This window comes from Pseudomonas sp. FG6 (genome assembly GCF_057809015.1).
On sequence record NZ_JBMDJD010000017.1, the window covers coordinates 65,625 to 89,747 of the forward strand.

Annotated in this window: 24 protein-coding genes; all 24 read left to right on the forward strand. The window is 61.6% G+C overall.

All coding sequences use genetic code 11. The annotated features are described in order from the left end of the window. Positions 1-5: 5 nt before the first annotated feature. The 24 genes from fliF (at position 6) to ACODSJ_RS13495 (ending at position 24,115) form a co-directional block, all read left to right on the forward strand. Complete coding sequence (gene fliF / locus ACODSJ_RS13380) at positions 6-1,793, forward strand: flagellar basal-body MS-ring/collar protein FliF (protein ID WP_489102176.1); 1,788 nt, start codon at positions 6-8, stop codon at positions 1,791-1,793. Further along, entirely contained in the window at positions 1,786-2,805 is a 1,020-nt protein-coding gene (gene fliG, locus ACODSJ_RS13385; RefSeq protein WP_489102177.1) for a flagellar motor switch protein FliG, read from the forward strand. The genes fliF and fliG overlap by 8 nt, the downstream gene beginning before the upstream one ends. Before the next feature lie 7 nt (positions 2,806-2,812). Beyond that, positions 2,813-3,646, forward strand: a complete 834-nt coding sequence (gene fliH / locus ACODSJ_RS13390; RefSeq protein ID WP_489102178.1) for a flagellar assembly protein FliH — start codon at positions 2,813-2,815, stop codon at positions 3,644-3,646. After that, positions 3,636-4,994, forward strand: a complete 1,359-nt coding sequence (gene fliI, locus ACODSJ_RS13395) for a flagellar protein export ATPase FliI (protein ID WP_489102179.1) — start codon at positions 3,636-3,638, stop codon at positions 4,992-4,994. The genes fliH and fliI overlap by 11 nt, the downstream gene beginning before the upstream one ends. A 6-nt stretch (positions 4,995-5,000) precedes the next feature. Next, the gene (gene fliJ / locus ACODSJ_RS13400; RefSeq protein ID WP_489102180.1) at positions 5,001-5,450 is read left to right on the forward strand and encodes a flagellar export protein FliJ; all 450 of its coding nucleotides are present in this window, start codon (positions 5,001-5,003) and stop codon (positions 5,448-5,450) included. A 100-nt stretch (positions 5,451-5,550) separates the two neighbouring features. Further along, positions 5,551-5,856, forward strand: coding sequence for an STAS domain-containing protein (locus tag ACODSJ_RS13405; protein WP_489102181.1), 306 nt, complete (start codon positions 5,551-5,553; stop codon positions 5,854-5,856). 5 nt (positions 5,857-5,861) lie between these two features. Beyond that, positions 5,862-7,577 carry an ATP-binding SpoIIE family protein phosphatase gene (locus ACODSJ_RS13410; RefSeq protein WP_489102182.1) on the forward strand — a complete coding sequence of 572 codons (1,716 nt, stop codon included), beginning with the start codon at positions 5,862-5,864 and terminating at the stop codon, positions 7,575-7,577. Positions 7,578-7,608: 31 nt separating this feature from the next. Continuing rightward, positions 7,609-7,953, forward strand: coding sequence for an Hpt domain-containing protein (locus ACODSJ_RS13415; RefSeq protein WP_489102183.1), 345 nt, complete (start codon positions 7,609-7,611; stop codon positions 7,951-7,953). 88 nt (positions 7,954-8,041) lie between these two features. Beyond that, complete coding sequence (locus tag ACODSJ_RS13420) at positions 8,042-9,415, forward strand: flagellar hook-length control protein FliK (protein ID WP_489102184.1); 1,374 nt, start codon at positions 8,042-8,044, stop codon at positions 9,413-9,415. Between the two features lie 221 nt (positions 9,416-9,636). Next, positions 9,637-10,140 (forward strand): flagellar basal body-associated protein FliL, encoded by a 504-nt coding sequence (gene fliL, locus ACODSJ_RS13425; RefSeq protein WP_489102185.1) that lies wholly within the window; start codon positions 9,637-9,639, stop codon positions 10,138-10,140. Positions 10,141-10,149: 9 nt separating this feature from the next. Then, positions 10,150-11,118 (forward strand): flagellar motor switch protein FliM, encoded by a 969-nt coding sequence (gene fliM / locus ACODSJ_RS13430; protein WP_489102186.1) that lies wholly within the window; start codon positions 10,150-10,152, stop codon positions 11,116-11,118. A 54-nt stretch (positions 11,119-11,172) separates the two neighbouring features. After that, positions 11,173-11,631, forward strand: a complete 459-nt coding sequence (fliN, locus tag ACODSJ_RS13435; RefSeq protein ID WP_489102187.1) for a flagellar motor switch protein FliN — start codon at positions 11,173-11,175, stop codon at positions 11,629-11,631. Beyond that, entirely contained in the window at positions 11,632-12,072 is a 441-nt protein-coding gene (gene fliO / locus ACODSJ_RS13440) for a flagellar biosynthetic protein FliO (RefSeq protein ID WP_489102188.1), read from the forward strand. Beyond that, positions 12,072-12,821 (forward strand): flagellar type III secretion system pore protein FliP, encoded by a 750-nt coding sequence (fliP, locus tag ACODSJ_RS13445; RefSeq protein ID WP_489102189.1) that lies wholly within the window; start codon positions 12,072-12,074, stop codon positions 12,819-12,821. Before fliO ends, fliP begins: the two co-directional genes overlap by 1 nt. A 23-nt stretch (positions 12,822-12,844) precedes the next feature. Then, on the forward strand, positions 12,845-13,114 hold the full coding sequence (gene fliQ, locus ACODSJ_RS13450) for a flagellar biosynthesis protein FliQ (RefSeq protein WP_260955393.1): 270 nt from the start codon (positions 12,845-12,847) through the stop codon (positions 13,112-13,114). A gap of 4 nt (positions 13,115-13,118) precedes the next feature. Further along, positions 13,119-13,901, forward strand: a complete 783-nt coding sequence (gene fliR / locus ACODSJ_RS13455; protein ID WP_489102190.1) for a flagellar biosynthetic protein FliR — start codon at positions 13,119-13,121, stop codon at positions 13,899-13,901. 3 nt (positions 13,902-13,904) lie between these two features. Further along, a complete protein-coding gene (gene flhB / locus ACODSJ_RS13460) occupies positions 13,905-15,041 on the forward strand; it encodes a flagellar biosynthesis protein FlhB (protein WP_489102191.1) in 1,137 nt (378 codons plus the stop codon). Between the two features lie 244 nt (positions 15,042-15,285). Further along, positions 15,286-17,415 carry a flagellar biosynthesis protein FlhA gene (flhA, locus tag ACODSJ_RS13465; RefSeq protein ID WP_489102231.1) on the forward strand — a complete coding sequence of 710 codons (2,130 nt, stop codon included), beginning with the start codon at positions 15,286-15,288 and terminating at the stop codon, positions 17,413-17,415. Between the two features lie 11 nt (positions 17,416-17,426). Beyond that, complete coding sequence (gene flhF, locus ACODSJ_RS13470) at positions 17,427-18,776, forward strand: flagellar biosynthesis GTPase FlhF (RefSeq protein ID WP_489102192.1); 1,350 nt, start codon at positions 17,427-17,429, stop codon at positions 18,774-18,776. 114 nt (positions 18,777-18,890) lie between these two features. Beyond that, the gene (fleN, locus tag ACODSJ_RS13475; RefSeq protein WP_003222917.1) at positions 18,891-19,721 is read left to right on the forward strand and encodes a flagellar synthesis regulator FleN; all 831 of its coding nucleotides are present in this window, start codon (positions 18,891-18,893) and stop codon (positions 19,719-19,721) included. Continuing rightward, complete coding sequence (gene fliA / locus ACODSJ_RS13480; RefSeq protein WP_489102193.1) at positions 19,718-20,461, forward strand: RNA polymerase sigma factor FliA; 744 nt, start codon at positions 19,718-19,720, stop codon at positions 20,459-20,461. Before fleN ends, fliA begins: the two co-directional genes overlap by 4 nt. Before the next feature lie 167 nt (positions 20,462-20,628). Then, positions 20,629-21,000 carry a chemotaxis response regulator CheY gene (locus ACODSJ_RS13485; RefSeq protein WP_489102194.1) on the forward strand — a complete coding sequence of 124 codons (372 nt, stop codon included), beginning with the start codon at positions 20,629-20,631 and terminating at the stop codon, positions 20,998-21,000. A gap of 18 nt (positions 21,001-21,018) precedes the next feature. After that, complete coding sequence (locus ACODSJ_RS13490; RefSeq protein ID WP_489102195.1) at positions 21,019-21,807, forward strand: protein phosphatase CheZ; 789 nt, start codon at positions 21,019-21,021, stop codon at positions 21,805-21,807. Between the two features lie 37 nt (positions 21,808-21,844). Then, positions 21,845-24,115 (forward strand): chemotaxis protein CheA, encoded by a 2,271-nt coding sequence (locus ACODSJ_RS13495; protein WP_489102196.1) that lies wholly within the window; start codon positions 21,845-21,847, stop codon positions 24,113-24,115. The last annotated feature ends 8 nt before the right edge of the window (positions 24,116-24,123 follow it).

The following is a 24,123-nucleotide window of genomic DNA, read 5'->3' on the forward strand; positions in this document are numbered from 1 at the left end:
GAGTCATGGCAGAAGCAGCCGTTGATAACGTTCCAGCCAAGGCCACTCTGGTAGACGGCGGCAAACCGCCGTTGTTCGGTCTGTCTTTCCTGGAAAATCTCTCTGAGATGACCATGCTGCGTCAGGTCGGCCTGTTGGTCGGCCTGGCGGCCAGCGTGGCGATTGGTTTTGCCGTGGTGCTTTGGTCCCAGCAGCCGGACTACCGTCCGCTGTACGGCAGCCTGGCGGGCATGGACGCCAAGCAAGTCATGGAAACCCTGGCTTCCGCCGACATTCCTTATACCGTCGAGCCCAACTCTGGCGCCTTGCTGGTCAAGGCGGACGACGTTGCCCGTGCGCGCCTCAAGCTCGCTGCGGCTGGCGTGACGCCTACCGATGGCAACATCGGTTTCGAGATTCTCGACAAGGACCAGGGCCTGGGCACGAGTCAGTTCATGGAAGCGACCCGTTATCGTCGCGGCCTGGAAGGTGAGCTGGCACGTACCATTTCCAGCCTGAACAATGTCAAGGGCGCTCGCGTGCACTTGGCGATCCCGAAAAGCTCGGTCTTCGTGCGTGATGAACGCAAGCCGAGTGCTTCGGTGCTGGTGGAGCTGTACCCGGGCCGTTCCCTGGAACCGGGTCAGGTCCTCGCCATCGTCAACCTGGTGGCGACCAGCGTTCCCGAATTGAGCAAGTCGCAGATTACCGTGGTCGACCAGAAGGGCACGCTGTTGTCCGATCAGGCGGAGAACTCCGAACTGACCATGGCCGGCAAGCAGTTCGACTACAGCCGTCGCATGGAAGGCATGCTGACCCAGCGGGTGCACAACATCCTGCAACCGATCCTGGGCAATGACCGCTATAAAGCCGAAGTTTCCGCGGACGTGGATTTCAGCGCCGTCGAGTCGACGTCCGAGCAGTTCAACCCGGATCAGCCGGCGTTGCGCAGCGAACAGTCGGTGAATGAACAACGTACCGCCAGTAATGGCCCGCAAGGCGTGCCGGGTGCCCTGAGCAACCAACCGCCGACGCCGGCCAGCGCTCCGCAGACCACCGGTGGGGCAGGCGCAGCCGCCGGCATGGTGCAACCCGGCCAGCCGCTGGTTGATGCCAACGGCCAACAGATCATGGACCCGGCCACCGGCCAGCCAATGCTGGCACCGTACCCGGCCGACAAACGTCAGCAGTCGACCAAGAACTTCGAACTGGACCGTTCCATCAGCCACACCAAGCAACAGCAGGGTCGTTTGAGTCGCCTGTCGGTTGCGGTGGTGGTGGACGATCAGGTCAAGGTCAACCCGGCCAATGGCGAAACCAGCCGTGCGCCGTGGAGCGCCGACGAATTGGCGCGCTTCACTCGCCTGGTGCAGGACGCCGTCGGTTTCGACGCCAGCCGTGGCGACAGCGTCAGTGTGATCAACGTGCCGTTCTCTTCGGAGCGCGGGGAAGTCATCGCCGATATTCCGTTTTATTCGCAACCCTGGTTCTGGGATGTGGTCAAGCAAGTATTGGGCGTGCTGTTCATCCTGATACTGGTGTTTGGTGTACTGCGTCCGGTGCTCAACAACATTACCAATGGCGGCAAGAACAAAGAGCTGGCCGCGTTCGGCGATGTCGAGCTGGGAGGCATGGGTGGCCTGGATGGCGAACTGGCTAACGATCGCGTCAGCCTCGGCGGGCCGCAGAGTATTCTGCTGCCAAGCCCGAGTGAAGGTTATGACGCCCAGTTGAACGCCATCAAGAGTCTGGTGGCAGAAGATCCGGGTCGCGTGGCCCAGGTCGTGAAAGAGTGGATTAACGCAGATGAGTGATAATCGAGCCGCTGTTGCCAAACTGACCCGGGTCGACAAAGCCGCGATCCTGCTGCTGTCCCTGGGGTCGACCGACGCCGCCCAAGTGCTGCGCCACATGGGGCCCAAGGAGGTCCAGCGGGTGGGCGTGGCCATGGCCCAAATGGGCAACGTGCACCGCGAGCAGGTCGAGCAGGTCATGAGCGAGTTCGTCGATATCGTCGGCGACCAGACCAGCCTGGGCGTCGGCTCCGACGACTACGTGCGCAAGATGCTGACCCAGGCCCTGGGCGAGGACAAGGCCAACGGCCTGATCGACCGGATCCTGCTGGGTGGCAATACCAGCGGCCTGGACAGCCTCAAGTGGATGGAACCGCGTGCGGTTGCCGACGTGATCCGTTACGAGCACCCGCAGATCCAGGCGATCGTGGTGGCTTACCTCGACCCGGACCAAGCCGGTGAAGTGCTGGGCAACTTCGACCATAAAGTGCGCCTGGACATCATTTTGCGCGTGTCCTCGCTCAATACCGTGCAACCGGCGGCCCTGAAGGAATTGAACACGATCCTCGAGAAGCAGTTCTCGGGCAACTCCAATGCCTCGCGCACCACCTTGGGTGGTATCAAGCGCGCGGCGGACATCATGAACTTCCTCGACAGTTCGATCGAGGGCCAACTGATGGACTCGATCCGCGAGTTCGACGAAGACCTGTCCGGTCAGATCGAAGACCTCATGTTCGTGTTCAACAACCTGGCCGATGTCGACGACCGTGGCATCCAGGCGCTGTTGCGCGAAGTGTCCTCCGACGTGCTGGTCCTGGCCCTCAAGGGTTCGGACGAAGGCGTCAAGGAAAAGATCTTCAAGAACATGTCCAAACGGGCGGCCGAACTGTTGCGCGACGACCTCGAGGCCAAGGGCCCGGTGCGCGTCAGCGACGTGGAAACCGCACAGAAGGAAATCCTCACCATCGCCCGCCGTATGGCCGAAGCCGGAGAAATCGTGCTCGGTGGCAAGGGCGGCGAAGAGATGATCTAAGGTCGTTATGTCTGCCAAGAGTGAAGATTCACCCAGCGACCTGATCCGTGCCCGTGACGTTGCTGGCTTCGACCTCTGGTCGTTGCCCAGCTTCGATCCCCATGTGCCCGAGCCTGAACCTGAGCCGGTGGAGGAGTTGCCCGAAGAAATCGAGGAAGTGCCGCTGGAAGAAGTCCAGCCGCTGACCCTCGAGGAAGTCGAGAGCATTCGCCAGGAAGCCTATAACGAAGGCTTTGCCGTGGGTGAAAAGGAAGGCTTTCACAGTACTTCACTCAAGGTTCGCCAGGAAGCCGACGTGGCGTTGACGGCCAAGCTGCGGGCGTTGGAATCGTTGATGCTCAATCTGTTCGATCCCATCGCCGAGCAGGATACCCAGATCGAAAAATCCCTGCTGGGCCTAGTGCAGCACCTTACCCGAGAAGTGATCCAGCGCGAGCTGGCGATCGACTCGAGCCAGATCGAACAGGTCATGCGTGAAGCCCTCAAGCTGCTGCCGCTGGGCGCAGGTAACGTGCGGTTGTACATCAATCCCCAGGACTTCGAGCTGGTCAAGGCCTTGCGCGAGCGCCACGAGGAAACCTGGCGCATCGTCGAGGACGCCTCGTTGCTGCCGGGCGGTTGCCGGGTCGAAACCGAGCACAGTCGGATCGATGCAAGCGTCGAGACCCGCATCAGCCAGGCCATGGCGAAATTGTTCGACCAGTTGCACGAGCAGGCCTTGCATCCGGCCGCGGCCGATTTGAGCCTGGAATTGCCGGACGAACCCGAGGTTGCCGCCAGCGCCGCCCCGGATGTCGCTCCCATCAATGCCCTTGAGCCGGACGACCGCGATGCGCCTTGAGCGAACCAGCTTTGGCAAGCGCCTGGGCAGTTACGCCGAGGCCGTTGAACTGGCGGGGCAGCCGATCCTTGAAGGACGCCTGCTGCGCATGGTCGGCCTGACCCTCGAAGCCGAGGGCTTGCGTGCCGCCATGGGCAGTCGCTGCCTGGTGATCAACGACGACAGCTATCACCCGGTGCAGGTCGAAGCGGAAGTCATGGGTTTCTCCGGCACCAAGGTTTTCCTGATGCCTGTGGGCAGCGTGGCCGGCATTGCGCCCGGTGCGCGCGTGGTGCCCCTGGCGGACAACGGTCGGTTGCCCATGGGCATGAGCATGCTCGGACGCGTGCTGGACGGGGCCGGACGCGCGCTGGACGGCAAGGGTGGCATGAAGGCCGAAGACTGGGTGCCGATGGATGGCCCGACCATCAACCCGCTCAAGCGTGACCCCATCAGCGTACCGCTGGATGTGGGGATCCGCTGCATCAACGGTTTGTTGACGGTAGGGCGGGGCCAGCGCTTGGGTCTGTTCGCTGGTACGGGGGTGGGCAAGAGTGTGCTGCTGGGCATGATGACCCGGTTTACCGAGGCCGACATCATCGTGGTGGGGCTGATCGGCGAACGGGGCCGCGAGGTGAAGGAGTTCATCGAGCACATCCTGGGCGAGGAGGGCCTCAAGCGTTCCGTCGTCGTCGCTTCGCCGGCGGACGATGCACCGCTGATGCGCCTGCGGGCGGCCATGTATTGCACGCGTATCGCCGAGTATTTCCGCGACAAGGGCAAGAACGTCCTGCTGCTGATGGATTCGCTGACTCGTTTCGCCCAGGCCCAGCGGGAAATCGCCCTGGCCATTGGTGAGCCGCCCGCTACCAAGGGCTATCCGCCCTCGGTGTTTGCCAAGCTGCCGAAACTGGTGGAGCGCGCCGGCAACGCGCAAAAGGGTGGGGGTTCGATTACCGCGTTCTACACCGTGTTGTCCGAGGGCGACGACCAGCAGGACCCCATCGCCGACTCGGCGCGGGGGGTGCTCGACGGCCACATCGTGCTGTCCCGGCGCCTGGCCGAGGAGGGGCATTACCCGGCCATCGACATCGAGGCTTCCATCAGCCGGGTCATGCCGTCGGTCATCAGTGCCGAACATCTCAAGCGTGCCCAGCAATTCAAGCAATACTGGTCGCGCTACCAGCAAAGCCGTGATTTGATCAGCGTCGGCGCCTACGTAGCGGGTGGCGACCGCGAGACCGACACGGCGATCAGCTTGTATCCGGCCATGTCGGTCTACTTGCGCCAGAGCCTGAACGACAACATTGGCATGGGTGCCAGCGAAGCGCACTTGCAAACCCTCTTCGCCCCGATTGCCGGCGGATAACCGGCCATGGCCACGAGTCGTGCGGCACGCCTGACGCCGGTGGTGGACATGGCGGAAAAAGCCGAGAAAGCCGCGGTTCAGCGGCTGACTTATTTCCAGGGCCAGGTGGCGGTGGCCGAAAGCAAGCTGGCAGACCTGGAAAACTTCCGCCTCGAATACCAGGAGCAATGGATCGCCCGTGGCAGTCACGGGGTGTCCGGCCAGTGGCTGTTGGGTTACCAGGGGTTCCTGGCGCAATTGGGGACCGCCATCGACCAGCAGCGCCAGAGCCTGGTCTGGCACCAGAACAACCTGGAAAAGGCCCGCGTGGCCTGGCAAGAGGCCTTCGCCCGGGTCGAAGGGCTGCGCAAACTGGTGCAGCGCTATATCGACGAGGCGCGGCAGTTGGAGGACAAACGCGAGCAAAGACTGCTGGATGAGTTGTCCCAGCGCTTGCCGCGCCAGGACCCCTTCTGACCGTGCGGGTCATTTTGGCGGGAAATGATCTAAAACCTTGCTCATAGCTCTACCAGATGCTAAACCTTGTACACGTATGTCCATGACAAGGAAGCCGATCATGTCAGTTGTTACCGAAGTTTCTCCCGATGGGCAAAAGCTGACGATTTCGATCAAGGGTCGTTTCGACTTCGGTCGGCATCAGGAGTTTCGCGAGTCTTATGAGCGGCTCAATAAGACCCCCGAAGCCATTGTGGTGGATTTGAAAGACGCCACTTATCTCGACAGCTCCGCCTTGGGAATGCTCCTGCTGCTGCGCGATCACGCCGGTGGCGACGAATCGAATATCCGGGTCGTCAACAGCAACAGCGACGTCAAGAAAATCCTCGCGATCTCCAACTTCGACAAACTGTTCGATATCAGTTGATCGCCATGCAATCGTCGTCGGAGTCGCTGACGGTCCTGATTGCCGAAGACAGCGCCGCTGATCGACTGCTGTTATCGACCATCGTCCGCCGCCAGGGCCATCATGTGCTGACGGCGGCCGACGGTGCCGAGGCCGTCGAGGTCTATCTGGAGCAGCGTCCGCACCTGGTGTTGATGGACGCGATGATGCCCGTGATGGACGGCTTCGAGGCGGCGCAGAAGATCAAGCAGTTGGCCGGGGACCAGTTGGTCCCGATCATTTTCCTTACCTCGTTGACCGAAAGCGAAGCCCTGGCCCGCTGCCTGGAGGCCGGTGGTGACGATTTCCTGGCCAAACCCTATAACCAAGTGATACTGGCCGCCAAGATCAAGGCCATGGACCGTTTGCGCCGCTTGCAGGCCACGGTCGTGGAGCAGCGCGACCAGATCGCCCGGCACCATGACTACCTGCTCAACGAGCAGCGGGTCGCCAAGGCAGTGTTCGACAAGATCGCCCATTCCGGCTGCCTGAGCGCGCCGAATATCCGCTACCTGCAATCGCCTTATGCCTTGTTCAACGGCGACCTGCTGTTGGCGGCGTTCAACCCGTCGGGCGACATGCATGTTCTGCTCGGAGATTTCACTGGGCACGGCCTGCCGGCGGCGGTCGGCGCGATGCCGCTGGCGGAGGTGTTCTACGGAATGACCGCCAAAGGCTACGGCCTGGCGCAGATCCTGCGGGAGATGAACGCCAAGCTCAAACGTATCCTGCCGGTGGACATGTTCTGCTGCGCGACGCTGTTGTGTCTGAGCTTCCAGCGTCGCACGGTGGAAATCTGGAACGGTGGCATGCCCGATGGCTACCTGCATGACAGCCTCACCGGCGTGCGCACGCCATTGCCAGCACGACACCTGCCGTTGGGAGTGCTCTCGCCCCAGCTGTTCGATGACCGCACCGAAGTGCACGCCATGTCGCTGGGGGACCGGGTGTTCCTGTTGTCCGATGGCGTAATCGAGACCAGTGACGACCATGACCGGCCGTTCGGCGTGGAAGGGCTGCAGCAGGTCTTTGCCACCAACCGGGAGCCTGATCTTCTTTTCGAGGATATTCAGCAGGCCCTGCGGGATTTTCGCGGCGAAGCCCGGGACGATTTCAGCATGGTCGAGGTGCGGCTGGTCGCGCCGACGCAACTCAATCCACCGCCGCCGGTCTATTCCGATAGCGGTCAGTCCAGCCCGCTGGATTGGTCGGTGAGCTTCGAATTCCGGGCGCAGACGCTCAAGCGTTTCAACCCGATGCCGTACCTGATGCAGTTGTTGCTTGAAGTGCATGGCCTCAGGGCCCAGAGTGGCGCCCTTTACAGCGTCATGTCGGAGCTCTACTCCAATGCGCTGGAGCACGGGGTGCTGGGGCTTGATTCGAGCCTCAAGCGTGACGCATCGGGCTTCGCCCGCTATTACCGCGAGCGCAGTACGCGCCTGGATGAACTCGACAGCGGTTATGTGCGGGTGCATTTGCAGGTCTCCCCCCAAGGGGACGGCGGCAGTGGTGGCAGCCTCGTCATCGAAGTCGAAGACAGTGGCGAGGGGTTCGATGTCGCCCGGGTCCTGGCCCGGCCGGTGGACAGTGATCGGTTGTCGGGGCGTGGCGTAGGCCTGGTGCGTCAACTGTGTCATCGGGCTTCGTGGTCCGACGATGGTCGTAGGGCACGCGTGGAGTTTTTCTGGGAGGCTCTGGCATAATCGGAGCCGTTCTTGATCAGGGAGCGAACAAGTGAGTGAGATTCATCTGGATCGCGATGTGCTCAGCACGTTGAAGGAAGTCATGGAGGAAGGTTATCTGGAGCTGCTGGATACATTCCTCAATGATTCCGAAGCCCGCCTGCGGGTGCTGCACGAAGCGCGCGACGCTGAAAAGCTGAGTGCCACGGCCCACAGCTTCAAGGGCAGCAGCAGCAACATGGGCGCCATTCGCCTGGCGGAGCTGTGCGGTGAGCTGGAGCAGCGTGCCAAGCAGCCGTCGTTGGGTGGTATCGAGAAGCTGGTCAGCGAAATCGACAGCGAATTTGCTCACGTCCGGACCCTGTACCGGGAAGAGCGTGAAGGTTTCCACTGCTGAGTTCCGACTGCCCGGCGGACGTTGGCCCATCCCTTGCATTGACTTGTCTCGACTGTACCTATGACTCAGTGCAGCGGAGACCTTTTTTATGCCCGTAACCCCCAATACACTGCTTCAGGCCGCTGCCCAGGCCAAGCCTCAGGCCGCCGTCAATTCACCGGCAGTGGCCCCGGACCGCGGGGATAGAGCCTCCAGCTTCGCTCAGGTGTTTGCCGGGCAGACCCCCGCCAAATCGCCGGCGGCCCCTGAGCCGACGATGAAACCGGAGCGCGACAAGGCCTCCGACAACGCCGTCAAAAAAGACACCGACGATCAAACGGCTGCCGCTTCGCCACCTGTGGTTGCCGATAGCGGCAAAGCGTTGCCTGCCGACAAGTCGGCCGTGACCGATGATCCGTCGGCTTCCGACGACGACTCCGACACCACGCAAAGCCCTCTGGCAGACGCTGCGCCCCAGGATCCGACGCTTGATCCTGCGCTGCTGCCTGATGCCGTCGTGCCAGTGGTGACCGTCGATGCGCCGCCCGCTCCCGCTCCCGTGGATGTCGCGCCTCAAGTGGCTGCTGCGGTGGTGGCTCCGACCATTGCGGCGGCGACGCCGGCCCCGGTGGCCAGCGCCCCGGTCGATCCCCAATTCGATCCCGAGGCGGACCCGCTCGACGCCATGCCGACCTTACGCCTGGCCATGGAGCAGGGCGGCCACGTCTCCGCTACCAGCCAGGCACAGCCCAAGGCTGCTCCTCCAGCGGCCCTCGACAGCGAGCCCACCTCAGCCCAGGCTTTCGCCGCCGGGATGGCCAGCATGCTGACGGTACAAGCTGACCAGGACAGCACTGCCCCTGGCAGCCAGGGTGGTGACAAAGCCTTCGGTGGCCTGATCAGCGAGGGCCTCAAGGACCTGACCGCTGCCTCCAGCGACACCCGCGTGGACGACTTCGCCAACCGCCTGGCGGCGTTGACCCAGGCTGCCACGCCCAAGACCGCCAATGCGGTGCCGGTCAATCAGCCGATTGCCATGAACCAGAACGGCTGGACCGAGGAAGTGGTCAACCGGGTGATGTACCTGTCGAGCGCCAATCTCAAGGCGGCCGACATCCAGTTGCAACCCGCCGAGCTCGGGCGCCTGGATATCCGGGTCAATATGGTTCCGGACCAGCAGACCCAGGTCACGTTCATGAGTGCCCACGCCGGTGTTCGCGAAGCCCTGGAAGGCCAGATGCATCGCCTGCGGGACAGCTTCGCCCAGCAAGGCATGGGGCAGGTCGACGTCAGCGTGTCCGATCAATCCCGTGGTTCGCAGAACCAGGGGCAACAGGCCCAGCAACAGGCCCAGGCGGGACGCACTTCGTCGTCTGGCGGGCGGGTGGACTCGATGGATGAAAGCCTGCCGGCGAGCGTTGCCGACGTGGCGGCCAGTACCGTCAGCGTCATCGGCAGCAGTGCGGTCGATTACTACGCCTGATGCCTTGAAACCCTCTGTGGGAGCGAGCCTGCTCGCGATAGCGGTGGATCAGATCCCACAAGGGCTGACTGACACGCCGCTATCGCGAGCAGGCTCGCTCCCACATTGGTTTCTGGGTTCCTATCCAGTACATCTGATTCCGTCCTTCCTTTTCTGGCATAACACTTGCTCCTGCCTTGCCATGCAACAGTGAACCCCCCGATTAGTGACGGATTATTGGCATGGCGAAGAGCGACGCAGCAGCTGTAAAAGACCCTGCAACCAAAGGCAAACTCAAGATGATCATTCTGATCGTGGTGGGTCTGCTCCTGGCTATCGGGGTGTCCGTGGGGGCGACCTGGTATTTCATGCACAGTGCTCAAAGCAAGCCGGCGGCCGCGGTCGAAGCTGCGCCGGTGGGCAAGCAACCAGCGATTTTCGAGCCGATGGCGCCCGCCTTCGTGGCCAACTACACCCAGAATGGTCGCCAGCGCTACATGCAGGTGAGCATCACCCTGATGGGGCGCAACCAGGCCGACCTGGAAGCACTGCGGGTGCACATGCCGCTGATCCGCAATAACCTGGTGATGCTGTTTTCGGGACAGAATTTCGACACCCTGGCGACGCCGGTCGGCCAGGAAATGCTGCGTCAGAAAGCCACGGCCAGTGTGCAGGAAGTGGCTCAGAAAGAACTCGGCAAAGTGGTGATCGAACAGTTGCTCTTCACTAACTTCGTATTGCAGTAGGAACACGACATGGCCGTGCAGGATCTGTTGTCCCAGGACGAAATCGACGCGCTGCTGCATGGTGTCGACGATGGCCTGGTGCAAACCGAAAACGCTGCTGATCCGGGCAGCGTCAAAAGCTACGACCTGACCAGCCAGGATCGCATCGTTCGCGGACGCATGCCGACCCTGGAAATGATCAACGAGCGTTTTGCCCGCTATACGCGCATCAGCATGTTCAACATGCTGCGCCGCTCGGCCGACGTGGCCGTCGGTGGCGTACAGGTGATGAAGTTCGGTGAGTACGTGCACTCGCTGTACGTGCCCACCAGCCTCAACCTGGTGAAGATCAAGCCGTTGCGCGGCACCGCATTGTTCATCCTCGACGCCAAGCTGGTGTTCAAGCTGGTGGACAACTTCTTCGGCGGTGACGGTCGTCACGCCAAGATCGAAGGGCGGGAATTCACCCCGACCGAGCTGCGGGTGGTGCGCATGGTGCTGGAACAGGCCTTCGTCGACTTGAAGGAGGCCTGGCAGGCGATCATGGAAGTGAACTTCGAGTACATCAACTCGGAAGTGAACCCGGCCATGGCCAACATCGTCGGCCCGAGCGAGGCCATCGTGGTCTCGACCTTCCATATCGAACTCGACGGCGGCGGTGGCGACCTGCATGTGACCATGCCGTACTCGATGATCGAGCCGGTGCGCGAAATGCTCGATGCCGGTTTCCAGTCGGACCTCGATGACCAGGACGAGCGCTGGATCAACGCCTTGCGCCAGGACGTGCTGGATGTCGACGTGCCGATTGGCGCGACGGTCGCCCGGCGTCAGCTGCGCCTGCGCGACATCCTGCACATGCAACCTGGGGATGTCATCCCGATCGAGATGCCTGAAGACATGATCATGCGCGCCAATGGCGTGCCGGCCTTCAAGGTCAAGATGGGCTCTCACAAAGGCAACCTCGCGTTGCAAGTGATCGAGCCGATCGAACGCCGCTGAGCGGTGTCGGATTTTTAAGTTCCTAACTGATTTTTTGCCCGCCGAGGACAAATGATGGCTGACGATATGAATAACCAGGAAGACCAGGCGCTGGCCGACGAGTGGGCTGCGGCCCTGGAAGAGGCCGGTGAATCCGGGCAGGCTGACATCGATGCGCTGCTGGCTGCCGACACGGGCTCCCACGCCTCCGATCGCTTGCCGATGGAAGAATTTGGCAGTGTGCCAAAGAGCAATGAGCCGGTGACGCTGGACGGTCCGAACCTGGACGTGATCCTCGATATCCCGGTGTCGATTTCCATGGAAGTGGGCAGCACCGACATCAACATCCGTAACCTGCTGCAACTGAACCAGGGTTCGGTGATCGAGCTCGATCGTCTCGCTGGCGAGCCGCTGGATGTGCTGGTCAACGGCACGCTGATCGCCCATGGCGAGGTAGTGGTGGTCAACGAAAAGTTCGGCATTCGCCTGACGGACGTGATCAGCCCGAGCGAACGCATCAAGAAGCTGCGCTGAATGAAAGGGTTTTTTGCAGCCATCCTGATGATGCCGCTCAGTGTGCTGGCGGCCGAACCGGCGACCACTGCGGCCGCTGCGCCGGCGGTGGGCGGCGGCATGGCAGGGCAATTGGCGCAACTGGTGCTCGGCCTGCTGCTGGTGCTGGGCTTGATCTTCTTTCTTGCCTGGCTGCTGCGGCGAGTGCAACAGGCCGGGCCGGCCGGCAAGGGGCAGGTCATCGACATTGTCGGTTCGCGCGCCCTGGGGCCGCGGGACCGGTTGGTCCTGGTCCAGGTCGGTGGCGAGCAGATCCTGCTGGGCTTGAGCCCTGGCACCATCACGGCCTTGCACGTGCTCAAGGAGCCGGTGCAAGTGCCCTCCAGTGCCGAGCAGGCCACCCCTGAATTTGCCCAGCGCCTCATGGAACTACTGGGTAAAGACCAGAAGGATAAAAAGTAATGCCGTTGCGCATTCTGTTGGCGCTGGCCTTGATGCTGGCTGCGCCGTTGGCGTTCGCTGCCGACCCGCTGTCGATCCCGGCCATTACCTTGGGCACCAATGCCCAGGGCGCACAGGAATACTCGGTCAGCCTGCAGATCCTGCTGATCATGACCGCGCTGAGTTTCATCCCGGCGTTCGTCATGCTGATGACCAGTTTTACCCGGATCATCATCGTGTTTTCGATCCTGCGCCAGGCCCTGGGGCTGCAGCAGACGCCGTCGAACCAGATCCTCACCGGCATGGCGCTGTTCCTGACCATGTTCATCATGGCCCCGGTCTTCGACCGCGTGAACCAGGACGCCCTGCAACCCTACCTGGCGGAAAAACTCAGCGCCCAGGATGCCGTGGCCAAGGCCGAGGGGCCGATCAAGGACTTCATGCTGGCCCAGACTCGCAGCAGCGACCTTGAGCTGTTCATGCGCTTGTCCAAGCGCACTGACATCGCCAGTGCCGACCAGGCCCCGCTGACGATCCTGGTGCCAGCGTTCGTGACGTCCGAGCTCAAGACCGCGTTCCAGATCGGTTTCATGATCTTCATTCCGTTCCTGATCATTGACCTGGTGGTCGCCAGTATCCTGATGGCCATGGGCATGATGATGCTGTCGCCACTGATCATTTCCCTGCCGTTCAAGATCATGCTGTTCGTGCTGGTGGACGGCTGGGCATTGATCATCGGCACCCTGGCCGGCAGTTTCGGCGGTGTTTAGGCCTTTTGTGCGGGTAGCAAGATATGACGCCTGAAGTAGCGGTAGACCTGTTCCGCGATGCGCTCTGGCTGACGACCATGATGGTCGCCATCCTCGTGGTCCCCAGCCTGCTGGTGGGCCTGCTGGTGGCGATGTTCCAGGCCGCGACCCAGATCAACGAACAGACCCTGAGCTTCCTGCCGCGCCTGCTGGTCATGCTGGTGACCCTGATTGTCGCCGGTCCCTGGCTGGTGCAAACCTTCATGGAATACATCCTGCAGCTGTACGGCAGTATTCCGCAGTTGATCGGCTGAACGGATGTCGATGCTTGCGCTGACCGACACCCAGATCAGTTCCTGGGTCGCGTCTTTCGTCCTGCCGCTGTTTCGCGTCACCGCCGTGCTGATGAGCATGCCGGTCTTCGGCACGACCCTGGTGCCCCGGCGAGTGCGCCTGTATTTCGCCCTGGCGATCACGGTGGTCATCGCGCCCGGGTTGCCACCGATGCCGGCGGTTCATGCGCTGGACCTCAGTGCGCTGATGCTGGTGGCCGAGCAGATTCTCATCGGCGCCTTGATGGGCTTCTCGTTGCAACTGTTTTTCCAGGCATTCGTGGTCGCCGGACAGATCATTTCGATTCAGATGGGGATGGCGTTCGCGTCCATGATCGACCCGACCAACGGCGTTAACACCGCCGTGATCGGCCAGTTCCTGACCATGCTGGTGACCCTGTTGTTTCTCGCCATGAACGGTCATCTGGTGGTGTTCGAAGTGCTGACCGAGAGCTTCACGACCATGCCGGTGGGCAGCGCCTTGCTGGTCAATCATTTCTGGGAAGTGGCCAGCAAGCTCGGCTGGGTCCTGGGGGCGGCGATGGTGCTGGTATTGCCGGCGATTACCGCGTTGCTGGTGGTCAACATCGCCTTTGGCATCATGACCCGGGCAGCGCCGCAGCTGAACATCTTCTCCATCGGTTTCCCGCTGACCCTGGTGTTGGGCATGGTGATTTTCTGGGTCAGCATCGGGGATATCCTCAATCAGTATCAGCCCCTGGCCACCGAAGCCTTGCAGCTGCTACGCGACATGGCACAGGCGCGCTGAACCATGGCCGAAAGCGAGAGTGGTCAGGACAAGACGGAAGACCCCACGGACAAGCGCAAGCGCGAGTCTCGGGAGAAGGGTGAGATCGCTCGCTCCAAGGAACTCAACACCCTGGTGATCATGCTCGTCGGCGCAGGCGGTCTGCTGATCTACGGTGGCGGGTTGGCCTTGGACCTGCTGGAAATCATGCGGCTGAATTTCTCGCTGCCTCGCGAGGTGCTGCTCAGTCCGGGCTCCATGGTGCAGTATCTGTTGCATTCGGGCCAGATCGCGTTTGTGTCGGTGCAGCCTGTGCTGATCTCGTTGTTGCTGGCTGCCTTGATCGGCCCGATTTCCTTGGGGGGGTGGCTGTTTTCCGGCAGTACCATGGCGCCCAAGTTCAGCCGGATGAACCCGGCAGCCGGCCTCAAGCGCATGTTCTCCACCAGCGCCGTGATGGAGCTGCTCAAGGCCCTGGGCAAGTTTTTCCTGGTTCTTTTTGTCGCGTTGACGGTGTTGAAGGCCGACATCGACGACCTGCTGCGCATCGCCCACGAGCCGCTTGAGCAGGCCATCATTCACAGTCTGCAACTGGTGGGTTGGAGCACCTTGTGGATGGCCTGTGGCTTGATCCTGATCGCGGCTATCGATGTGCCGATCCAGCTGTATCAGAGCAAGCAGAAGCTGATGATGACCAAGCAGGAGGTTCGCGACGAGTACAAGGAGCAAGAGGGCAAGCCGGAGGTCAAGCAGCGGATCCGGCAACTGCAGCGTGAAGTGTCCCAGCGCCGGATGATGGCCGCGGTCCCGAGCGCCGACGTGGTCATCACCAACCCGACCCACTATGCCGTGGCGCTCAAGTACGACCCCGAGAAGGGCAGTGCCCCGGTGCTGCTGGCCAAGGGCAGCGACTTCCTGGCCTTGAAGATCCGCGAAATTGCCGTGACCAACGAAGTGATGCTGCTCGAATCCCCGGCCCTGGCGCGGTCGATCTACTACTCCACTGAACTCGAGCAGGAAATCCCTGGCGGCTTGTACCTGGCCGTCGCCCAGGTCCTGGCCTACGTCTACCAGATCCGCCAGCACCGCGCCGGCAAGGGCAAGCGCCCCGAACCCCTCAAGGACTTGCCGATCCCGCCGGATTTGCGGCGTGATTCCTGAGTCGAGCCGACACAAAATCCTGTGAGCGAACCTGCTCGCGATCGGGAGATCCAGTCGATACCGATGTTGACTGACAAACCGTAATCGTCGGATCGCCGCCCGGGGCACGCTCGCTCCCAGCCGGCAGAAATCGCTACAGCCCCTCTATTTCGGCCTCCGGCAAAAGTTGGAAAGCTTCTTGCAATACCCCGCCTGCGCCCCCTCCGGGCGTCAAAAGTTTGCTTCACAGGAACGGGGATTATTGGTGGATCGCTCTCAGTTACTCAGCGCCGCGCGCAGCAATGTCGTAGACCTCAGCCGGGGTAATCTGGGCGTGCCGCTGCTGCTGCTGGTCATGCTTGCCATGATGATGCTGCCGGTGCCGCCGTTCCTGCTGGACGTGTTCTTCACGTTCAACATCGCCCTGTCGATCGTTGTGCTGCTGGTGTGCGTATACGCCCTACGGCCGCTGGATTTCGCCGTGTTCCCCACCATCCTGCTGGTGGCGACGTTGCTGCGCCTGGCGCTGAACGTGGCGTCCACGCGGGTGGTGATGCTTCATGGCCAGGAAGGTCACGCCGCGGCGGGTAAGGTGATCCAGGCCTTCGGCGAGGTGGTGATCGGCGGTAACTACGTGGTCGGTATCGTGGTCTTCGCGATCTTGATGATCATCAACTTCGTGGTGGTGACCAAGGGTGCCGGGCGGATTTCCGAGGTGAGTGCGCGGTTCACCCTCGATGCGATGCCGGGCAAGCAAATGGCGATCGACGCCGACCTCAACGCCGGTTTGATCGACCAGAACCAGGCCAAGACCCGGCGTCTGGAAGTGGCCCAGGAAGCCGAGTTCTACGGCTCCATGGACGGTGCCAGCAAGTTCGTGCGCGGTGACGCCATCGCCGGCCTGCTGATTCTGTTCATCAACCTGATCGGCGGCATGGCCGTGGGTATCTTCCAGCACGGCATGTCCTTCGGTGATGCGGGCAAGGTCTACGCCTTGCTGACCATCGGTGACGGTTTGGTGGCGCAATTGCCATCACTGCTGTTGTCCACTGCTGCGGCGATCATGGTGACCCGTGCTTCCGGTTCGGAAGACATGGGCAAGCAGATCAACCGGCAGATGTTCGCCTCGCCCAAGGCCCTGGTTGTTGCGGCCGGCCTGATGGCGGTCATGGGCCTGGTGCCGGGGATGCCCCATATTTCCTTCCTGACCATGGCGGCCGTGGTGGCGGGTGGTGCCTACCTGTTCTGGAAGAAAGAAAACACCAAGAAGGCCTTGGCCCTGCAAGAGGTCAAGCGTCAGCAGGAGCTGCTGCCGTCGCCGGCTCGCGCCCTGGAAACCAAGGAGCTGGGTTGGGATGACGTGACGCCGATCGACATGATCGGCCTGGAAGTCGGTTATCGCTTGATTCCCCTGGTCGACCGCAACCAGGGTGGCCAGTTGTTGGCGCGAATCAAGGGGGTGCGCAAGAAGTTGTCCCAGGACCTGGGCTTCCTGATGCCTACCGTGCATATCCGCGACAACCTCGACCTGGCGCCGAGTGCCTACCGCCTGACGCTCATGGGCGTGATCCTGGCCGAGGCCGAGATCTATCCGGACCGCGAGCTGGCGATCAATCCGGGGCAGGTCTACGGCACGCTCAACGGCATCACCGCCAAGGATCCGGCTTTCGGCCTGGAGGCCGTGTGGATCGAGATCAGCCAGCGGGCGCAGGCCCAGTCCCTCGGCTATACCGTCGTAGACGCCAGCACCGTGGTGGCGACTCACTTGAACCAGATTCTGTACAAGCACTCCAGCGAGCTGCTCGGTCATGAAGAAGTCCAGCAATTGCTGCAAGTGCTGGCCAAGGGCTCGCCAAAATTGGCCGAAGAGCTGGTGCCCGGTGTGCTGTCGTTGTCGCAGTTGCTCAAGATCCTGCAGGCGCTGTTGGCCGAGCAGGTGCCGGTGCGTGACATTCGCAGTATTGCCGAAGCCATCGCCAACAACGCTTCCAAGAGTCAAGATACCGCCGCGATGGTGGCTGCGGTCCGTGTTGGCGTATCCCGCGCAATCGTCCAAAGCATTGTAGGCACTGAGTCTGAGCTGCCTGTGATCACGCTGGAACCAAGGTTGGAACAGATATTGCTCAATAGTTTGCAGAAGGCAGGGCAAGGCTCGGAAGAGGGTGTTCTGCTGGAGCCAAGCATGGCCGAGAAGCTGCAGCGTTCGCTGATCGATGCAGCCCAGCGGCAGGAGATGCAAGGTCAACCGGTGATCCTGCTGGTGGCCGGTCCGATTCGCGCGATGCTCTCGCGATTCGGGCGCCTCGCGGTTCCGGGGTTGCACGTGCTGGCTTACCAGGAAATACCGGACAACAAGCAAGTGACTATCGTTGCGACAGTAGGGCCCAACGGCTGAGGTAGTGGTTTATGCAAGTGAAGCGTTTTTTCGCCGCCGATATGCGTCAGGCCATGAAGCTGGTTCGTGACGAGCTGGGCGCTGAAGCCGCCATCATCGGTAATCGCCGGATCGCCGGCGGTGTCGAGTTGACTGCGGCCCTGGATTACAAGTTGTCGGCGCTGGCCCCACGTGTTCCGAACATGGAGCTCGAGGATGAGCTGCGCAAGACCCAGTCGCGCATCGCCAGCGCCCAGGCCGAACTGAGCCTGCGCAGCAGCGAAGGCGAGGCCGCTGCGGGCACCAATCGTCAATTGTTCGCCGGTCAGCCGCTGACTGCCGGCCTGCCGCTGACGGCTGCCGAACCCCTGGTCGAGCAGGTCCAGGCCGAACCGCGTCGTCCGCAACCTGAGCCTGCAGCACCGGCCCGAGGTGTCGATCCGCGTGCCCTGGACTCGATGCGCTTCGAACTCAACAGCCTGCGCGAACTGATGGAAGTCCAGTTGGGCTCCCTGGCCTGGAACCAGTTGCAAGGTAGCCGGCCGGCGCAAGCCAACCTGTGGCGCCGCCTGCAACGCATCGGTCTGTCCGGCCCGTTGTCCCGGGACCTGCTGGCGTTGATCAACGGCATCGAAGAACCTCGCCAGGCCTGGCGCATGTTGCTGGCCCACCTGGCGCGCATGATCGCTACCCCGGAAGTCGAGCCGCTGGAAGAGGGCGGAGTGATTGCCATGGTCGGCCCTGCCGGCATGGGCAAGACCACCACCCTGGCCAAGCTCGCCGCCCGTTATGTACTCAAGTACGGTGCCCAGAGCATTGCCCTGGTGAGCATGGACAGCTTCCGCATCGGTGCCCAGGAGCAACTCAAGACGCTGGGCCGCATCCTCAATGTGTCGGTGACCCATGTGGATCCGGGCCAATCCCTGGCCCAGGCGCTGGAGCCGTTGCTGCGCAAACGTGTTGTGCTGATCGATACCGCCGGCCTGCAAGCCAGCGATCCAGCCCTGCGCATGCAGCTCGAAAGCCTGGCCGGCCGCGGTATCAAGTCAAAAAATTATCTCGTGTTGGCAACCACCAGCCAGAAACAGGTTCTAACCGCCGCCTACCACAGCTACAAACGCTGCGGGCTAGCCGGCTGCATCCTGACTAAGCTGGACGAAACGGCAAGCCTGGGCGAGGTGTTGAGCCTGGCCATCGGTCATGAACTGCCGGTGGCTTACCTGACCGACGGGCCGCGGATCCCGGATGATTTGCATCTGCCGCGCCGTCATCAACTGGTCAGTCGTGCCGTGAGTGTGCAAATGCAGGAAGAACCCAGCGAAGAAGCCATGGCTGACATGTTCGCTGATATTTACCACAGTCCAACCAAACAGGTCGGCTGAGGTAATATGAATATTTTTTGTACCTACATCGATGGTCTGCCATGCATTGTTCCGTGTGTGAACGCGCAGCCAGTAATGTGGCCTCCGTCTAAGAAGACAAGGTAAAGAACGAACATGGGCAGCATGCATCCCGTACAGGTGATCGCGGTGACCGGCGGCAAAGGTGGCGTCGGCAAGACTAACGTGTCAGTGAACTTGTCCCTGGCTCTGGCAGAGCTTGGCCGACGGGTCATGCTACTGGACGCCGACCTGGGCCTGGCGAACGTCGACGTGCTATTGGGGCTGACCCCCAAACGCACGTTGGCGGACGTGATCGAGGGCCGCTGTGAACTGCGCGACGTGCTGCTGCAGGGGCCTGGCGGGATTCGCATCGTGCCGGCCGCCTCTGGCACCCAGAGCATGGTTCATCTGTCTCCGGCTCAGCACGCAGGCCTGATCCAGGCCTTCAGCGACATTGGCGACAATCTCGATGTGCTGGTGATCGACACCGCTGCCGGCATCGGCGATTCGGTGGTCAGCTTCGTCCGCGCGGCCCAGGAAGTACTGCTGGTGGTCTGCGACGAGCCTACCTCGATCACCGATGCCTACGCCCTGATCAAGCTGTTGAATCGCGACTACGGCATGAACCGCTTCCGAGTCCTGGCCAACATGGCGCAGAGCCCGCAGGAAGGGCGCAACCTGTTTGCCAAGCTGACGAAGGTCACGGACCGTTTCCTGGACGTCGCCCTGCAATACGTCGGCGCAGTGCCTTACGACGAAAGCGTGCGCAAGGCCGTCCAGAAGCAACGTGCCGTCTATGAAGCTTTCCCACGTTCCAAATGTGCACTGGCGTTCAAGGCGATCGCCCAGAAGGTCGATACCTGGCCGCTGCCGGCCAACCCGCGCGGGCATCTGGAATTTTTCGTCGAGCGTCTCGTGCAACAAACAGCAGGGCCCGTGTTATGACAGCCAGCAGTTACAACCATCTCTACAAGAAATCGGCACGGGACGCCCAATACGAGTTGATCGAGCGTTACGCACCACTGGTCAAGCGAATCGCCTATCACTTGCTGGCCCGGTTGCCGGCCAGCGTGCAGGTCGAGGACCTGATCCAGGCGGGCATGATTGGCCTGCTCGAGGTTTCGAGCAAATACGACGCGAGCAAAGGGGCCAGTTTCGAGACCTATGCCGGTATCCGCATTCGTGGCGCGATGCTCGACGAGGTCCGCAAGGGTGACTGGGCGCCGCGTTCGGTGCACCGCAATACCCGCATGGTCAGCGACGCGATCCGTGCAATTGAAGCGAAAACCGGGCGCGACGCTAAAGATCATGAGGTTGCGGCCGAACTCCAATTGAGTCTCGATGATTATTACGGGATTTTGAACGATACCTTGGGCAGTCGCCTGTTCAGTTTCGACGACCTGTTGCAGGACGGCGAACACGAAGGGCTGCACGAGGATGGCGCGAGTGCTCACATGGAGCCGGCGCGTGACCTGGAAGACGAACGCTTCCAGAGTGCGCTGGCGGATGCGATTGCCAATTTGCCGGAGCGTGAGCGACTGGTCTTGGCGCTGTACTACGACGAAGAGCTGAACCTCAAGGAAATCGGTGAGGTCCTGGGGGTCAGCGAATCGCGGGTCAGCCAGTTACACAGCCAGTGCGCGGCCCGCTTGCGGGGGCGTTTGGGGGAGTGGCGAGCGCGTTGATGGCAGTGTTGGGGCGCTGCGAACGAGGTTGGCCTGGCGTGCGCTGTACCAGTCCTTGTCTGTCGTGTTCCATACCGTTGTCGAGCGTTGTGCCGGATTGATTGAAATGGCGCGCCCAGGTTGCTGGACGCGTTTAAGACTGTTTGGAGGTCGAATTGGACAAGAACATGAAAATCCTCATCGTTGATGATTTCTCAACGATGCGGCGGATCATAAAAAACCTGTTGCGTGACCTTGGGTTCACCAACACGGCCGAAGCAGATGACGGGATCACTGCGCTCCCGATGTTGCACAGCGGCAATTTCGATTTCCTGGTCACCGACTGGAACATGCCTGGCATGACCGGTATCGACTTGCTGCGCCAGGTACGTGCCGACGACAAACTCAAGCACCTTCCGGTGCTGATGGTCACTGCCGAAGCCAAGCGCGAGCAGATCATCGAAGCGGCCCAGGCCGGTGTGAACGGCTATGTGGTCAAACCCTTCACGGCCCAGGCGTTGAAAGAGAAGATCGAAAAAATCTTCGAACGCATCGGTTAACGGCGCCACGGGGGAGCTATGGAGCATAACGAATCTTCAATGGGCGATTTCGAATTGACCCTGAAAAAACATGCCCGCGAACTCGTCGACAGCCTTGAAAAAGGCCGTTTCGGCGATGCTGTTCAAATGATCCATGAGCTCAACCAGACCCGTGACCGCGGTCTGTATCTGGAAGTCGGCAAGCTGACGCGTGAACTGCACAGCGCGATTGTCAATTTCCAGATCGACCCGCACATGCCGCAGGCCGAGGAAGTCTCGCAGATCACTGACGCCACCGAGCGTCTGGGTTACGTGGTCAGACTGACCGAAGCTGCGGCCAACCGCACCATGGACCTGGTGGAAAGCGCAACGCCGCTGGTCAACGGCCTGGGTGAAGAAGCCCAGGCCTTGAGCGCCGACTGGGGACGTTTCATGCGTCGTGAAGTCGGTGCTGAAGAATTCCGGGAGCTGGCCCGTCGGGTCGACGGTTTCCTGGCGCGCAGCAGCGCCGATAACCGCGCCGTGGCCGGCAACCTCAACGACATTCTGCTGGCCCAGGACTACCAAGACCTGACCGGTCAGGTGATCAAGCGCGTGACCCAGCTGGTCACCGAAGTCGAAAGCAATTTGCTCAAGCTCGTGCTCATGGCCAGTCAGGTGGACCGCTTTGCGGGCATCGAACATGACCGTGCGGCAATACTCGCTGAAAAAGATCCACAAAAACATCTCTCTCAGGGTGAAGGTCCGCAGATTCATGCCGATAAAAGAGAAGACGTTGTGTCAGGTCAGGACGATGTGGACGATCTGTTGTCCAGCCTTGGGTTCTGAGTTTTAGAGTATTAGCCCTGTTTAGGAGCATCCATTAATGAGCTTCGGCGCCGATGAAGAGATCCTTCAGGATTTCCTGGTTGAGGCCGGCGAGATTCTAGAGCAACTGTCCGAGCAACTGGTCGAGCTGGAAAGCCGGCCTGATGATGCGGACTTGCTCAATGCAATTTTTCGCGGTTTCCACACTGTAAAAGGAGGCGCCGGCTTCCTCCAGCTCAACGAGCTGGTGGAGTGCTGTCACATTGCCGAAAACGTGTTCGACATCCTGCGCAAGGGTGAGCGTCGCGTTGATGCGGAATTGATGGACGTGGTGCTTGAGGCGCTGGATGCGGTCAACGGCATGTTCAGCGAAGTGCGCGAGCGCTCGCCCATTACCGCTGCCACCCCTGAGCTGCTCGCCGCGCTGTCGCGCCTGGCCGAGCCGCAGTCGGCCGATGAGGCCGCACCGATCGTGGAGGCTGTCGAAGAGCCCGCGGTCGAGGAACCGGTCGCCGAAGCTTCTGGCGACGTCACCGATAACGAATTCGAACAACTGCTGGACTCACTGAGCGCGGTCAAGGCCGAGGCCCAGGCTCAGGCGGCACCTGCCGCTCCGGCTGCCTCGACGGGCGATGCTGCCAGCGACGAGATCACCGATGCCGAGTTCGAGTCGTTGCTCGACCAGCTCCACGGCAAAGGCCAGTTCGCTGCCGATGCGCTCGCTCCGGCGGCTGCACCTGTCGCAGCGAAGGTCGAGGGCGACAGCTCCGACATTACCGATGACGAATTCGAAGCCTTGCTCGATCAGTTGCATGGCAAGGGTAACTTTGCCGTCGAGGCCCTGGATTCGGCCATCGCTTCGGCACCGACCCCGGCCAAGCCTGCTGCCGCTGCGGCGGGCAGTGACCTGATCACGGACCATGAGTTCGAGTCGCTGCTGGACGATCTGCATGGCAAGGGCAAGTTCAGCGAAGTCGGTACAGCCACGGCTGCGCCTGCCGCTGCTGCGACCGCAGCCGCTGCGCCGGCGGCCAAGGCTGTGCCAAAACCTGCTGCCAAGGCACCTGAGCCAAAGGCCGAGTCCGCCAAGCCAGCCGCTGCGGCTGCGGCGCCTGCCCGTGCTCCGGCCGCTGCGCCGGCGGAAAAACCGACCAGCGAAGCCGAGACGACCGTTCGGGTCGACACCGCACGCCTGGACGAGATCATGAACATGGTCGGCGAACTGGTGCTGGTGCGTAACCGTCTGGTGCGCCTGGGCCTTAACAGCCAGGACGAGGCCATGTCCAAGGCCGTGTCGAACCTCGACGTGGTCACGGCCGACCTGCAGACCGCGGTGATGAAGACCCGGATGCAGCCGATCAAGAAAGTCTTCGGGCGCTTCCCGCGCCTGGTTCGAGACCTGGCTCGCCAGCTCAAGAAAGAAATCAACCTGGAACTGGTGGGTGAAGAGACCGACCTCGACAAGAACCTCGTCGAGGCCCTGGCCGACCCGCTGGTCCACTTGGTGCGCAACGCAGTCGACCACGGCATCGAGTCGCCGGAGGAGCGCGAAGCCTCGGGCAAGTCCCGCAGCGGCAAGGTCGTGCTGGCTGCCGAGCAGGAGGGCGACCACATCCTGTTGTCGATCTCCGACGACGGCAAGGGCATGGACCCGGACGTGTTGCGTGCCATCGCGGTGAAACGCGGTGTGATGGACAAGGACGCCGCCGATCGCCTGAGCGACACCGAGTGCTACAACCTGATCTTCGCCCCGGGCTTCTCCACCAAGACCGAGATTTCCGACGTGTCGGGCCGTGGCGTGGGCATGGACGTGGTGAAAACCAAGATCTCCCAGCTCAATGGCTCGATCAATATCCATTCGGTCAAGGGCTCCGGTTCGAAGATCCTGATCAAGGTTCCGTTGACCCTGGCAATCATGCCGACCCTGATGGTGATGCTGGGCAACCAGGCGTTCGCCTTCCCGTTGGTCAACGTCAACGAAATCTTCCACCTCGACCTGTCGCGCACCAACGTGGTGGACGGCCAGGAAGTGGTGATTGTGCGGGACAAGGCGCTGCCGCTGTTCTACCTCAAGCGCTGGCTGGTCAGCTCTGCGGTCCATGAGGAGCAGGGTGAAGGCCACGTGGTGATCCTTTCGGTGGGCACCCAGCGGATCGGCTTCGTCGTCGACCAGTTGGTGGGCCAGGAAGAAGTGGTCATCAAGCCGTTGGGCAAGATGCTCCAGGGCACACCGGGCATGTCCGGCGCCACCATCACCGGTGACGGCCGCATCGCCTTGATCCTCGATGTGCCCAGCATGCTCAAGCGCTACGCCGCACGGCGTATTTGATTCTGGAG